A 14,448-nucleotide genomic window follows, 5' to 3' on the forward strand; every position below is an offset into this window, starting at 1 on the left:
CCTTTGCTGAGTTGAGCTTGCAGATAATCCCGATCCGGTTCACTCAAAGTAATGTGTTGTCTCTGCATCAGTTATTGATAGTTTTTCAAAAACTAATATACATAAAAACTTTTAAAACAGTGTACTAAATTAATTGATACAATAAGTCTTATATTCTAACCCTAGCCTAAAGTCAGATGAACTGCCGATGCGGCATGAGGTTTGAAGAGGTTAGGGGTAGTTTGAGGTTTTGTTGCGAATTTAGTTTAGATTATTAGAACAAATGATTCATAACCTGTACTTACAATTGTGAGTACAGGTTTTTTTTAAGGAATTGAAATGTATAGTTTTGGTTTTTCTTCGAAATTAAGTCAACATTTCGGTGAAAAGTTGTGTTTTCAATTTTTGAAAGCGTTTGTAGAAATCAATTTGTATTGCTATTCCATGAAAAAAATATTGTTGGTAGAAGATGAGGTACATGTGGTCTCGTTTATTAAAAAAGGACTGACCGAAGAAGGTTTTGAAGTAAGTGTGGTATTTGACGGTAAAACTGGAGTGCAGATTTTCAACGACCGCTCTTTTGATTTGGTGATTTTGGATATTATGCTGCCCGAAATGAATGGGCTGGAAGTGTGTAAAGAGATTCGGAAAGTAAACACTTCCGTTCCTATTTTATTTTTAACGGCCCTAGGTACTTCCGAAAATATTGTGCTGGGATTAGAAACAGGGGCGGACGATTATCTAGTCAAGCCTTTTAAATTTATTGAGTTGGTAGCACGTATCAAAACCCTGTTACGGCGTACTGAGCACGTTAGTGCACAACAGCCTGACCCGCAGGGGGATTTTATTTTTAGAGTGAGTGATTTGGAACTCAACGATTATACCAAAACCGTATCGCGAGCTGATAGGATAATTTCGCTTACAACTACCGAGTATCGCCTGCTTTTGTTTTTTATGAAAAATAAAAGCAAAGTAGTATCAAGGATTGATATTCTGGAAGAAGTATGGGGCGTCAACTTTGATTTGGGTACCAATGTGGTGGATGTCTATGTAAATTATCTCCGAAAAAAAGTGGATTTTGTTCCTGAAAGTAAGCTGATTCATACAGTGATAGGTATGGGCTATGTCTTGAAAGAGCATTGAAATAACAAATGATAAGAAAAGTGAGTATTGATGAAAACCCAAACTAAAACTAGCTTACTGCTACTGAGTGCTTTTTTGGTGATTGTGATGATATTCAGTGGGTTTGTGTATTTTTCGGTGGCCAATTATTCCTACAAAGACTTTTATAAGCTGTTAGAAATCAGAGCTTTTACGACGGCGCGCGTAGAGCTGCATCGGGGTTTTGACACCGAAGTAACCGAAATCAATGCGCTGCACAATGAGTTTTTTGATAAGCTTCCGCAGGAGCATGATTACTTTTTTCCGTTGACTCCCGCTAAAACTTTTGAAGAGGAAGCTAAAACCCTTAAACTTCCTATTACTTTTTTTGAGACGATTCGAAAAGAAGGCAAAACCGAATACAGCGACAATGGCCTTTTTTATGTAGGTATCAAGTACAATAGCCCCAAAGGAGAGTATATTGTAGTGGCTTCGGCCGAAAATTATTTCGAGCTTCATCATTTTGTGTATTTGCGTAAAACCTTGTTTTTGGCAATAGCAACGGCCTTTTTATTTTCACTTTTTATTTCAGTCTATTTTTCAAAATACGTTTTTAACCCTCTCACCAAAATCACCGAACGGGTCAAGCAAATTAGTTCCGAAAATCTGCATTTGCGCCTCGATTTTGCCAATACACACGACGAACTCAATGATTTAGCAATGACTTTCAATGACATGCTCAATCGTATCGAGACTTCTTTTGAGACTCAAAACAATTTTATCAGTAATGCTTCTCACGAATTGCGAACGCCTTTGACGGCGATTATCGGAGAAGCAGATGTGGCCTTGGCCAAAGTCCGAAAACCCGAAGAATATATCGAAACCATCAGGATTATATTGGTAGAAGCCGAAAAATTGGAAAAGAAAACCCAAGCGCTGTTGTTTTTGGCGCAGACGGGCTTTGACGGTAAAATCCAAAAATTTGACAAAGTGAGGGTTGACCAGTTGTTGTGGGATGTGAAAGAAACTGTGGAAAAAATAAACCCCAAAAGCTCGATTCGGATAGATATGAGCCTGCTGCCCGAAAATCCCTCTAAACTAAAAGTAAAAGGCAATGAGCAACTTCTTCATTTGGCCTTGAGCAATATCATCAGCAATGCTTGTAAATACTCTGATTATCAGACGGTCAATGTGTCGATTGGGGCGTCCGATAAAAAGGTTTTTATCGTGGTAAAAGATGCAGGTATCGGTATTCCCGAAAACGAGCTTAAGTATATTTATGTACCTTTTTTTAGGGCATCCAACACCAAAAATTACGAAGGGTATGGGATAGGTTTGCCTCTTACCAAAAACATTATACGCATGCACGAAGGAGAGATTCTGGTGTCATCGATTCTCAGTAGTGGTACTACTGTACAGATAAATCTGCCGATTGGGAATTACGAACTCTAAGCTGTATAGAGCTATTTTGGTAAAGGAATGCCTACTTTGATTTGAGGAGAGCGAATGCCGGGGCTAATTTCGCCCGTTGGAATCACCACCTTATGATGCCATATTACTAATGGAGTAGTAACAGCCGCTTCGCTTTTTGGATTTGAATCAGCAGACGGGATGCTATCTACGATGCGCCATGTGTTGGTATGGGTGTGGTAAGCAAGTACTTCTTTTCTAAATCCCGGATGCTTTTCTTTGAGTTCGAGTACGCGATGAGCATTGACACCATCGTCTCCCCCAAAAATCATTAATTCGGAATTTTGGCCTAAAAAGGCGGGTGAAGGCGCTGCCGCTACAGCATGGGGCAAGGATGCAAGCGATTTCCATTGTTGAGACTTCGGCTCAAAACTCCATGCGTCATTTAAGTAAGTGCGGGTAGGTTGTGAAGTGGCGGGATTGTTGCTTAATTTGACCCCACTAAACAAAAAAAACGTTCCTTTTTGAGCACCTGCAACGGCAAGCATGCGGCCATGATTAGGAAGGGAAGGCAGGGCGTTCCATTGTTTTTTTTGAAGGTCAAATTCCCAAAATTGCTGAGTCGTAATCGTATCCGAAGGCGCGTGTGTGCCCCCTGCTACATATACTTTGGCGTCAATGAGTGCACCAGAAGTATAAGCAAGCGGAGCGGGGAGCGGGGGTAAAGGAGTAAGGTGTAGTTGGCCGTGCTTCCATTCTATATAAAAAGCCTCCTTGAAATGCTGTGTGGCATTGGCACCCCCTACGCAAAATATCCCGTTTGGGGTGGTGATGGATAGCCCGTATCCCATCGCTTGAGGGAGCTTGCCCGCTTTTTTCCAAGTGCTTGTAGGAGATTCTAATACATAAATATCATCATACCAAGTTTTGGGAGCACTACCCCATGGTCCCGCATTTTTGGGGAAATTGGCTCCCCCCGCAACGATAAGTGCGTCGTTGCTGACACCACTGTAAGCACCCGCAAAACCTACGGCGTCGGGCAAAGGGGGGAGGTATTCCCACTCAAAAGCGCGGGACGAAGATTGACTCATGGTTTTGATGCTCACAATACTCAATATGAAAAATAGAAATGGGCGAATCATGCAGATAAGGTTTATTTCTGTGCTGCAACGGTGAGGTTCAGGTGCTCAAAAAACTGAATAGAAGATAGTTGTTCAAACAGTTGATGCGAGTCTTCATCAGACAAAGCCTGAAGCGGCAAACGACAAGGTCCTAAATCAAAACCTATCATTTTCATGATGGCTTTTTGGGCAGGAATAGGGGGATATTTAATAAAGATTCTGACCATTTCTACCAACAAAAGCATCAATTCTTGGGCTTTGTCGAGCTGGCCATTTTCAAAATATTGACGTACTTTGAGGTATAAGGGTGCGGCAAAATTGAAGGTGCTCCCAATCGCTCCTTTGGCTCCTACAGCCAGCGCCGAAAGATAGTTTTCATCAAAACCGTAGAGTACATCGTATTTTTTTTGTTTGTAATTGAGGCACGACTGATACTCCCAAATAGTAAAAGCCGTGTATTTGACACCTGCAAAATTGGGGATTTGTTTTTCGGCCAACTCCATAAATGCCACAGTATCAATCGAAATGCCTGTTAGCATAGGAATGTGATAATAATAAAAAGGTAAGCTAGGTGCGGCAGAGGCAATGGCCGTCATACAATCGGCTAGATTTTGTACCGAGGTAGGTTTAAAATAAAAGGCGGCTACCGATGAAATAGCATGAGCACCTACTTGCTCGGCGTGATGGGCTAATTTCTGCGCTTCGGCAATGCTGGCGTGTCCTACGTGGCTAATGATGTACAATTGACCTTTGGCGGATTTAATCACCACTTCCAAAATTTGCATCCGTTCTTCAAGGGTAAGATTAGGGCCTTCGCCGTTGCTACCACACACAAAAATACCTTTGACGCCGCTGTCTATCAAGTGTTGTACTAAATCAGGAATCAATTCATAATGGACACTCCCGTCGGGATGAAGGGGAGTAAAAAGAGCGGCAATGAGGCCATCGAAGTGCTGTGTTGTCATAAATATATTGAGTGCTAGGCACAGTTAATTATTATCTTTTAATTTTGAACCAATGATTGATTTTTGGTTTGGTAATCAATGTATTAAAGAGGGTGGGGTCAAAACATTTTGTCAAATTCCTCTACCTTAAACCGAACCGCCACTACCGAATGTTTTTTGCTGCCAGGTTGGTATTTGATATAAGTAGTAGCTACAAAAGTACCGTCAGGTAGCAATTCCAAACCGGGATAGCCGCAGTCCGGTCCGGCAAAACTGTGAAGAAGTTTGACGCGATACTGTCCCGAAAGACCATTTTTGATGTCGTTGTAAGTACCTACCCAAGCCACAAAATGCCCTTTGGTGGGGCTGTTGGGAGCCATGTCCCTAAATACCGAAACGATTCGTCCGTCGGAGGTGTAGCGTATCATGTGGCGGTCGCCGGTGAGCCCCCAAGGGGTTTCGGTAGGTGCCGACCATGTTTGCCCTTCATCGGTAGAGACCATCATGAGGGAGTTGTTTTTGCGTTGATTTTCTCGCATGATGCAGAGGAGTTCTTTGCCATTGGGAGAGCGAAATACCGCAGGCTCACAAGGAGAGCGGCCTTCCATTTCGCATACCATCACAGACTCGCCCCAAGTGACACCACCATCTTTGGAGATAGATTGCCAAATTTTGAGAGGAGCTTTGTCTTTGTCGTCAGGGCCGCGATGATAGAGTCCTAGGTAATCACCGTTGTTGAGTTTGATGATGCTCGAAAAGGCCATGATGCAAGGTTTCCCCAAACTTCTGACGGGCGTCCAAGTTTTGCCGCCGTCTTCGCTCCACGTTTGCGACATAGCAGGACGAGCCGCAAAAACCATGAGCCGTTCTTTTCCCGCAGGGTCTTTGAGCAAATAAATACTGGGACAGTTGAAGGTAGTTTCCCAATCAGCTGGGGTCGGAATCATCTGCCATTGTTTGCCACCGTCGGTACTTTTGGCCAACGGCCCTGCTTTACCGCCGTGATTGTAAGACCAAGCGGCATAGATGGTTTGGCCGTCGGGCATTAAGACAGTGGTGGGATGCCCTTGGTAAATGTCGTCGGTACCTTGAGCAATCACGATTTGGCGATTTTTTTCGGTTGAGACATCCAAAATCGGAAGATTTGCCCCTGATTTTTGCGCCCAAGAAGTGGCACAAGATGCGAATAGTACAAGCGAGAATAAGCGATGTTTCATCATTTTTTTAATATTTCGGAGAGGTCAATTTGTTGAAATACCAAATCGGCTTGACTACTTTCATAGATAATACCAATGGTGTTTTCGTTGAGTGAAGTCAAACAAGAATAGCCGCGTCCTTTCAATTCGTCTAGCAAAAGCCACTTATCCGACGGCCACGTCAGTCCGTCATCCAAGCTGGTTTTGAGCGTAATATGGGTGCGATCCACTTTTGAATTAGGATTTGAGAAAAGCAAAATACTCTTTTTCTTTTTGTTTTGTACAAAATCATGTCGGTGTAGCGAACCCATGCAGGTAGGTTCGGGCAATGCGCCATCGGAAGAAGGATGACGAGTCCAAGTGTTTCCCAAATCGCGGGTAGTGGCTACTTCCCTACCATTGCGAGCAGAGGTATCGTTACGGTTTTTGTTGGCTCTCATATTGAGCATGATACTACCATCAGAAAGCTGAGCGGCCATATTTTCGGTGGTGCTTTCGATGCTGGCTTTGGGGCTAGTTTGCCACGTTTTACCGCCGTCTTGGCTGTAAGTGATGTTAGAAAAAGCCTCGCCTGTGTGGTCGCGTCCTTGGGTAGGAAAAACCAGCGTGCCATCTTCAAGCGTGATGCCATGCCCCGGTGCAGGTGCCCAGAGCCACCAAGCTTCTTTTTTGCACATTTTGGTAATATTGACGGGTTCGCTCCAGGTTTTGCCGTCGTCGGTACTTTTTACAATCAAAAATTGGGACGTTTGCTTTACATCAAAGCCGGGCTGAGAGCCTTTGGTACGCCATTGATGATTCCACTCTTTGCTATTTTCGTTGAGCCCTTCGAGCCATTTTCCTTGGTCATTGATGACTCCATACATCCACAAACCAGCCAAGTAAATAGTGTTGGAGCTTTTATCGACCAAAATACACGCATCCGATACGCCGTTGAATTTTTTGGGTAATCCTCCCCAAGTACCCATATCCATTGCGATGCGCATTGGTTCCCACGTTTTGCCACCGTCGGTGCTACGACTGAGCCCGATGTCAATGTCACCTTGTAAGTCGCGGGAGCTATTACGTCGAGCATCATACACGGCCAAGAGGGTGCCTTGATGGGTAGTTACAAGCCCCGGAATACGAAAGGTATGGACGTTATCATCGCCATGCTGACGTACTGCTATACCGATACGTTGTTTAGTAGGAAGGGGTGAAGTTTTGGGTCTAATGTTTTGTTGATTGACGGTGATATGGCTGCAATTAATATCCACAAAATGCTTTAAATCAGCTTTTTCACTAAGCTCTAATGCAAGCCAAAAATAATGGTTGCCAGGTCCTAATGTTTGAGCGGTCGAAAGTGAAAATGTACCTTTTGTAATCTCCTTTTGGGCAACAAGCTTGGCGGGGTCAGCTTTGAAAGAGGAATCGGTATCCGTAAAGTACAACTTGATATTTTTGAGGTCTTTCAGGGAAGTAGTTCCAGTAGTATTAAAATCAAAACTTGATACCGATACCGAAGATTGAGAGGGTGAAACCCATACTTGAAGACGAATGACGGGATTGTCGGATTTGCCTTTAAGTACGGGTGTTACAAACTGCTTTTCGGTAGCCGTGATACTTTGCGCAAAAGCGGTCTTATTTGCTAGCTGCCATCCTAAAATGGTGTGGATAAAAATTGACAAAAATGAAATTCTCATAAAAATCAAAAAAAATGATGGATGACAGTAAATAAGTGTTTACGCACAGTTAATTACACTTAATAATAAGCCCAACTTTCTGATAACGGCACTAATACCCTTCTGTTTGTTTCAATAAATTATTGTTTCCTAAAACAGTGGTATTGAGAGGCCAAAACAGGGGTGTTTTTTTACCTACTAAGTTAGGCACAAGTGTATAAACATCAATAGTGCCGCCTTTGTGAAATCTGACAAGGTCGTACCAACGTTTGTTTTCAAAAAACAATTCGCGTCCTCGTTCGTCCAAAATCTCTTTTTCGAGTGCTTTGCCAGTACCATTGTATTCGCTAAGACCAGCCCGCGCTTTTACTTTGTTAAGGTTGGTGAGTGCTTGGGCTGTATTTCCTAAAGCGGCATAGGCTTCAGCTTTCATGAGCAATAAATCGGCCAAACGGAAAATGATGATTTCATTGTCAGAAACGCGGTCGTCGGTGTATTTGGTGCCCGAATATTTCGTAATCCAAGCCACTTTTGGCCCTGTACTTTGTCTTTCTACAATCCACGTAAAGGGGATGCGCTTGTCTTTGGGATTGGCAGCAAACAAAGCCCTTGATTGTGTACTAATCTGGTAAGCACCTTGACCCGTGGCCGCAGTTTGGGTAAAAGGAATGCTGTCGAGGTTGAGAGCTCCTTGGATGATAGCCAAAAAAGGTAGCGCATTGACGCCATAATTACCGCCTGTTTCGTCACGATTAAAAAAGGCCGAAAGAATGATTTCGGGATTGGAAGTAGCCCGAAGCCCCGTTACGTTTTTGAAGTCCGCATTGAGCGATACGCCCGTAGCCTCTACTTCTGTGATTGCCGCAATCGCATCGTTGAAATCCTGCGCGCCGCCGCCGAGCACTTTTCCGCTCCAAAGCTTGGCCTCTGCTTTGAGCGCTTGCACTGCTCCGTAAGAAAAACGATACTTGCTTGGGTAAGACGTGGGCGAAAATCCACTGATACTCTTGTAGGATTGAATCGCTAAATCCAAATCAGCTTGGATTTGTTTCATCACATCGGCTGATGAGGCACGGGGTAGCAAGGGTACATTTTCGTCTACCACGGCTTGGAGCATTAGAGGAGTATCACCAATAATACGGGTCAAGTGAAAATAAAAATAGGCTCTTAAGGCATAAGTTTCGGCCAAAATCCTCTTTTTGAGGTCGGGATTATTGGCAAAAGGAAAACTTTCGATTTTCAGCAAAAGTAAATTACAATGCCCAATAGCGCGGTACCAATCGTTGTAATTGACGGCTCCCGAAGTAGCGGTGATATTTTGTGACCAAGCTACTCCAAAACGGGAGTTGGAGGCGGCTACCAATTCTTCGCCTCTTTCCATGCCATAGGTGACGTTGTTGGAAAAGGTACGCATAAAGGTATAAATACCCGTCAGATAAGGTTCAAAGTCACCTTCGTTCTGGAAATATACTTCTTCGGTAATGCTCGATTGGGGCTTGACATTCAGCAGGCTATCGCAGCTTGTGAGGCTCGACGCCGCTATCAAGAAGGGAACGATGTATAGGATTGTCTTTTTCATTTTTCTAAAGTCAAGTTTTTTGATTGGCTAGAATCTTATGGTAGTGCCCAGCGAGAATTGTCTTGGGCGCGGATAACCTATGGCGTCAAAACCCGTATAAGTTTCGGGGTTGATACCTTTGTACTTGGTCAGGTAGCCAAGATTAAAAACACTAGCAAATACATTGACGCTTTGGAGGTGGATTTTTTGAAGCCAAATCCGTGGAAGCTCATAACTGAGCGACACCTCGCGGAAAGCCAAAAAGTCGCCTTTCTCAATCATGGTTGATACATCAGATGCGTAGCTGTTGTTGTTGCCGAGCGTGGCTGAGCGCAAGTAGTTACGTTGACCAAAATCAAAATCAGCAAACGAAAAACGAGCGTATGTTTTGCCTACGTCACCGGATTTTTGCCAAATATCAGGGCCAATCGCCTGCATAGGAGCACCTTCATTGAACGCCCGACCTTGACCCAACGAACGCGCCAACGCGCCGTTGCTAATGATGTGGCCGAGGGCATAATCGACCGCAATTTTGAGAGATAAAGATTTGTAAGAGAGCATATTTTGCATTCCGCCGATTTTATCGGGGTTACGGTAGCCCATGAATACTTGGTCTTTGGTGTCAATCACGCCGTCGTTGTTAATATCGGCAAAAATGAAATCTCCCGCGTGTTTTTTAGTGGCAATTCCCGAGGGTGAAGCAAGGTTGTCTTTCTTCGTGGCATTCCAAGCATTGGCTTCTTCTTCGGTGGCAAATACCCCCAACACTTGATACGCGTACAAACCATAGGGGCGTTCGCCTTCGGCCAAGCCACCTGCGTCGATTTCTTGCTGAGTAGCAGGGTCATACACACGGTCTCCACCTTGGCGATTTTTGAGGCGGCCATTGTCGGGCAGTTTGATGACGGTGGTGCGGTTGAGAGCAAAAGAAAAATTAGTACGCCACGAGAAGTCACCTTTTTTCAAAATAGTAGCCCCGATTTCGACTTCTACGCCTCGGTTTCTTAAAGTTCCGTTGTTGTAAACAATCGACGGGAAAGGTGCTTCTGAAGGAAGGGGTTTAGAAGCAAGTCGGTTTTTGGTCATTTTGTTGTAAAAATCAACGGTCAGCGTTACGCGGTCGTTAAACAAGCCTGCATCAAGAGCCAAATCGGTGGTTTCGGTCGATTCCCATCTGAGGTTAGGATTAGAGAGATTGCTCCGCAAAATCCCCGAACCCAGGGCGTAGGTTTGGGCCGAATAGCCGCCGTAAGTATCGGTGATGCTCAAATCGCTCGAACCGGCTTGTCCCCAGCTTGCCCGTAATTTGAGCATACTGACAGGGGTGAAGCTCCAGAAGTTTTCTTTGTGGATATTCCAGCCGACCGACGCAGAAGGAAACAAAGCATACTTGTTTTGGGGAGCAAAGTTGGAAAACCCATCATAGCGAAGTGCGCCACTGAGGAGGTATTTGCTATTGTAATCGTAAATAAATTGTCCAAAATAACTAGCCGAGCGCGATTCTCCTAGCGTAGTACGGAAGTCGGTGACATTGGTATTTACTACGCCATTGATGACCGTAGTGGTAGGTTCGTTGATGGTGTAAATATAATCGTTGGTTGCCCGTTGGGAGCCAATATTGATAACATTGTTGGTAGACCTTGTGAAGTTAAAACCTGCCAAAAGAGTAAAGTTATGCATATCTTTCAAGCTAAAGTCATACTGTAAGATTTGATCAATCATGAGCTGACGAGAATTGTCGATATTTTCGTTTTTCTGGCGTTGGGTAGGTGGCTGAATCTCCGATGCAGGGGTGCCTTTGCGCATAAACATATAGCGATAATCCTGAATCAGGTACGAAAACGAAGGCTTAAAATGTAGCCCTTTGATGAGCTCCCAATCTCCCGCCACGCGCGAAACAATCCGCTCCGTAGATACCCTCAGGTCGTCGTATTGGAGGGTATGAAAGCGGTTACGGGTGGAGTAGTTTTCGCCCGGCATGGGGTTGCCATCGTCTTTAAACAAGCGAATTAAAGGCGTAATGCGCGTGGCGCGGGTAAGGTCGTTTTGAAAAGCTTCGACGTAGTTGGGCAATACATTCTGATAATTGAGCATGGCGTCGAGTCTAAAACGGTCCGTCACTTTGAAGCCAAAGTTTCCTAAGGCATCGTATCTTTTGTAATTTGTACCCACAAAAGTTCCCGCTTGGTCGGTGTAGCCAAACGATACGTTGTAATTGGCTTTTTCGCTTCCACCGTCGATTGAGGCGTTATGGTTTTGGGTCACGCCCGTATTCCAAAGCAAATCTTGGTAATTGTTGTCGGCATAGAGAAGTTTCGTGCCGGGATTGATGGGGTCATCCATGGTTTTCCAGCCTTTTGCCAATAGATTGTTGACGTAGTCTTGGCCTTCTACGGCCACGATATTGTCGTAAAGTGCCGTTAAGTTGATGTTGGTGCCGTATTGCCCTTTGGCGGTATAAACGCGCGTACCTGCCGAAAATCCACCGTTGTTCAACAAGTTGTTTTTGTCGAGTGGGTCAAAGGTGTTTTTGACCGTTGTACGTGCCAAAGTAAGATACTCGCTGGCACTGAGGTATTTATAATCGCGCGACATGGTTTCCCAAGTAGTGCGGTGATTGATAGTGACATTGGGGCGAGAGTTGAATTTGCCGCCTTTGGTTTTGATAACGATCACCCCATTGGCCCCACGTGCACCATAAATAGCAGTGGCGGCAGCGTCTTTCATGACTTGAAACGACTCGATATTGTCGGGGTTGATGTCGTTCAATGACCTGAACACACCATCTACGATTACCAACGGACTGCTACCGTCGGAAGCGCCCACGGCATTGCCGCCGCTATTGCCCAGCCCTGAGCCATATACGTTGAGTTTGGTACCACCTCTGATGATGATGTTGGTGGCACCCGCGCCCGGTTGTCCCGACGAGATAGGCACCGAAACCCCCGCTATTTTGCCTTGCATGGCTTGAACGGGGTTGGGGTTGGTGGTGTTTTTGAGTTCGTCGGGATTGAGTTTCGAGACCGCCGCCGAAGTTTTAGCTCTTGATTGTTGGGTATAGCCTACTACCACTACTTCCCCCAGCGCTTTTACATCTCCCGAGAGCTTTACGTCAATGATACTGCGGTCGTTGACGGGGATTTCTTGGGCTTCAAATCCAACGTAGGAAAAAACAAGGCGACCATTGCGAGGTACACTAAGGCTAAAAGCGCCGTTGACATCGGTCGTAGTTCCGGTGGTAGTACCACGGAGGGCAATGCTCACGCCAGGTAAGTTTTCGCCGGTATCTGCCGACTTGACCGTCCCTTTGACGGTAATGTTGGCTACTTGGGCAAAGAGTGGTGCCGTAATCCATAGGCAACAGCAAGCCCATAACCCAAACAAGTAGTTTAGTTTCATTTTTGGAAAGGTGTTTAGTCGAGTTATAATTGGTATAGTAGTTATGTACTACATAATTGCAAATGTAAACTAGCTTTTACTTTATTTCCAAATAATTTTTAAGAAAAAAGTACAAAAACTATGATTGTGAGGTGTGAGGGGGGGGAGGGAATGAAGGGTAGCCGTTGAAGTTAGATCCTAAAGAATAGGTGATGTCACTAAAATCGTTGTGTACCTCGCAATACCTGCTTAGGAACATCATCAACTTATAGTTTAATGCATCAATATCTAATAGATGTTACTTATTTTGTACAAAATTATGCAGGGCGAAATGGATTTTATGTAGTGTTAGGCCCCGAAGGAATGCGTAGTAGAGGACCTTATCAATTTGCAGCTATGCTGTCTCTAATCCTACGTGTTACTTCTATGAACCAACTTGAATATTGGTTCGATGCCAAGAAAAAAGTAACCGAAAGTCAAATAAAAGAGAAGTTTAAGCTCATGATGTACGACAACGGTCCAAATCCTGGACTTACACCACAAGGTTTACAAGTTTTTAATGCTATTTGGAGCAATACAGCGCTGAGGGGGAATTTATGGAGCGATATTCCAACGAATCCTGATGAAGATGATAAAAATACCTACCAAGGTAAATTCGAAGATATAGTTTCAAGTACAAATAGCTTGTTTTATAACTTTATCAAAGTCAAATAAAATGTTCAAATTAAAAGAAGTTAAAACCGATATTAGTTGTATATCAACTAACAATAAAATGTTTTGTTACAATACGAAGCAAGAGGAATTGTTTTTAGATGAAATAAAAATACATACAATAACTTCTCTCTGTGGTTATTTTTTCTCAAATGAGTATTTTCTATATAGCAATAAAGATGATTACACAAATTCAATCATTGATTTAAGATCAAAAATTACTTATAGTTTAGGTAAAGTGTCTCTACAATTTCAAAAGTCGAATAACGAATTTGTTGCGTTAGAAAAAGTTGAAGGAAAGAGAAATCTTGTTATTTTAGATTTATTGTCAAAAGAAAAAAAGTTAATACAAGAAAATATTTCTTTTGGAATTAAGCTATTAAGCAATAATAATCTAATCATAAATGAAGTTTGGATCACCCTCAAATCTCTCTCCCTCCTCACTGGCAAATACGAATGGGAGGTAGATTTGAGTGAATATGGTGAAATAAGAACCGTGCTAGCGGCTGTGCAAGACAATCTTTGGGTGTTGGTCAATGATTATAAAAACAATCGTCATTCTCTACTTTGTCTGGATGTCACTTCAGGGCGTATCATGCAGGTGTTGGGTGAAGGGCTAAGGCTCTCGGATGCCCACGTCAAGTACATCGAAGAAAAACAAACATTGTTGAGTTTTAAAAGTAGCATTAGTGCTGTTCCGTCACCAAGTACGCTTATCGAAATAGATGCCACTACGGGTCAAGTACTTCGTAATATCACCGTAGAAAGTATGTTGGCCCCCAATCTGAAAGTAGGTTTATGGCAATACCACAATAATAAGTTGTTTTTCACTGCCAACACCACCATGATGACCACCACTCACATTGGGGTACTGGATTATGATACGCTTCAACTACTATGGTACACCGAAGTCCCCGACCGAAAAGGATTGCTAAAAGACCTTCAAGTTGCGGATGATAAAATCTATGTTTTAGACCAAGTAGGTACTTTACACATTTTTGAAAAAGAATCATCTATCGAATAATGCTTACAAAACTCATCCAAAATGCTTTTTGAACAACTATCATAAACTAATGCGATTCCATCCAATATACGAGGCATATTCATACTATTATCATCAAAGAATAAGAAGAATTGCTCAGTATGAAATCTAGTTTACAAAAATAGGCGTCTGCCCATAAAGTAGATAACGGAGAAGAAGATTTTGAACAAAAATATGATCCTACCAAATCTCAGTTTTGGAATTTAGAAAGAGGGTATTCGGGAGTGTACGCTGAACTGTGTCAGGATTTTAGTTTTGCCTTTTCAGCCTCCGAGGTAATTTTCTCTGTCAGCTTGTAATCTATCGCCAAATTTAATGTACAATTGCGACATGGCCAACCCCCAATT

10 protein-coding genes are annotated in these 14,448 nt (G+C 43.4%); 4 read left to right on the forward strand and 6 right to left on the reverse strand.

Annotated elements, in window-relative coordinates; translation table 11 throughout:
• The first annotated feature begins 423 nt into the window (after positions 1-423).
• Together P1X15_RS31955 and P1X15_RS31960 are read left to right on the forward strand one after the other, a co-directional pair.
• On the forward strand, positions 424-1,122 hold the full coding sequence (locus P1X15_RS31955) for a response regulator transcription factor (RefSeq protein ID WP_277342171.1): 699 nt from the start codon (positions 424-426) through the stop codon (positions 1,120-1,122).
• Positions 1,123-1,152: 30 nt separating this feature from the next.
• Positions 1,153-2,532 carry an ATP-binding protein gene (locus P1X15_RS31960; RefSeq protein WP_277342172.1) on the forward strand — a complete coding sequence of 460 codons (1,380 nt, stop codon included), beginning with the start codon at positions 1,153-1,155 and terminating at the stop codon, positions 2,530-2,532.
• A gap of 11 nt (positions 2,533-2,543) precedes the next feature.
• On the opposite strand, the gene P1X15_RS31965 is transcribed toward P1X15_RS31960, so the two are convergent.
• The 6 genes from P1X15_RS31965 to P1X15_RS31990 form a co-directional block, all read right to left on the reverse strand.
• Positions 2,544-3,632 (reverse strand): kelch repeat-containing protein, encoded by a 1,089-nt coding sequence (locus P1X15_RS31965; RefSeq protein ID WP_277342173.1) that lies wholly within the window; start codon positions 3,630-3,632, stop codon positions 2,544-2,546.
• Between the two features lie 11 nt (positions 3,633-3,643).
• Positions 3,644-4,576, reverse strand: coding sequence for a dihydrodipicolinate synthase family protein (locus tag P1X15_RS31970; protein ID WP_277342174.1), 933 nt, complete (start codon positions 4,574-4,576; stop codon positions 3,644-3,646).
• A 98-nt stretch (positions 4,577-4,674) separates the two neighbouring features.
• On the reverse strand, positions 4,675-5,775 hold the full coding sequence (locus P1X15_RS31975) for a sialidase family protein (RefSeq protein WP_277342175.1): 1,101 nt from the start codon (positions 5,773-5,775) through the stop codon (positions 4,675-4,677).
• Positions 5,772-7,433 carry a sialidase family protein gene (locus tag P1X15_RS31980; protein WP_277342176.1) on the reverse strand — a complete coding sequence of 554 codons (1,662 nt, stop codon included), beginning with the start codon at positions 7,431-7,433 and terminating at the stop codon, positions 5,772-5,774. The genes P1X15_RS31975 and P1X15_RS31980 overlap by 4 nt, the downstream gene beginning before the upstream one ends.
• 91 nt (positions 7,434-7,524) lie before the next feature.
• Positions 7,525-8,991: a RagB/SusD family nutrient uptake outer membrane protein gene (locus P1X15_RS31985; RefSeq protein ID WP_277342177.1), complete on the reverse strand. Its 1,467-nt coding sequence runs from the start codon at positions 8,989-8,991 to the stop codon at positions 7,525-7,527.
• Positions 8,992-9,018: 27 nt separating this feature from the next.
• Complete coding sequence (locus tag P1X15_RS31990; RefSeq protein WP_277342178.1) at positions 9,019-12,369, reverse strand: SusC/RagA family TonB-linked outer membrane protein; 3,351 nt, start codon at positions 12,367-12,369, stop codon at positions 9,019-9,021.
• Positions 12,370-12,624: 255 nt separating this feature from the next.
• Between P1X15_RS31990 and P1X15_RS31995 the strand changes: the two genes are divergently transcribed.
• Positions 12,625-13,062 (forward strand): hypothetical protein, encoded by a 438-nt coding sequence (locus P1X15_RS31995; protein ID WP_277342179.1) that lies wholly within the window; start codon positions 12,625-12,627, stop codon positions 13,060-13,062.
• A gap of 322 nt (positions 13,063-13,384) precedes the next feature.
• A complete protein-coding gene (locus tag P1X15_RS32000) occupies positions 13,385-14,083 on the forward strand; it encodes a hypothetical protein (RefSeq protein ID WP_277342180.1) in 699 nt (232 codons plus the stop codon).
• Positions 14,084-14,448 lie beyond the last annotated feature (365 nt).

The sequence above is a fragment of the Runella sp. MFBS21 genome, assembly GCF_029433105.1.
Lineage (GTDB): Bacteria > Bacteroidota > Bacteroidia > Cytophagales > Spirosomataceae > Runella.

Excerpts from the sequence above, each read along its gene's own strand:
- P1X15_RS31955 (WP_277342171.1), top strand. The coding sequence starts at position 424 with ATGAAAAAAATATTGTTGGTAGAAGATGAGGTACATGTGGTCTCGTTT.
- P1X15_RS31960 (WP_277342172.1), top strand. The coding sequence starts at position 1,153 with ATGAAAACCCAAACTAAAACTAGCTTACTGCTACTGAGTGCTTTTTTG.
- P1X15_RS31965 (WP_277342173.1), bottom strand. The coding sequence starts at position 3,632 with ATGATTCGCCCATTTCTATTTTTCATATTGAGTATTGTGAGCATCAAA.
- P1X15_RS31970 (WP_277342174.1), bottom strand. The coding sequence starts at position 4,576 with ATGACAACACAGCACTTCGATGGCCTCATTGCCGCTCTTTTTACTCCC.
- P1X15_RS31975 (WP_277342175.1), bottom strand. The coding sequence starts at position 5,775 with ATGATGAAACATCGCTTATTCTCGCTTGTACTATTCGCATCTTGTGCC.
- P1X15_RS31980 (WP_277342176.1), bottom strand. The coding sequence starts at position 7,433 with ATGAGAATTTCATTTTTGTCAATTTTTATCCACACCATTTTAGGATGG.
- P1X15_RS31985 (WP_277342177.1), bottom strand. The coding sequence starts at position 8,991 with ATGAAAAAGACAATCCTATACATCGTTCCCTTCTTGATAGCGGCGTCG.
- P1X15_RS31990 (WP_277342178.1), bottom strand. The coding sequence starts at position 12,369 with ATGAAACTAAACTACTTGTTTGGGTTATGGGCTTGCTGTTGCCTATGG.
- P1X15_RS31995 (WP_277342179.1), top strand. The coding sequence starts at position 12,625 with ATGCATCAATATCTAATAGATGTTACTTATTTTGTACAAAATTATGCA.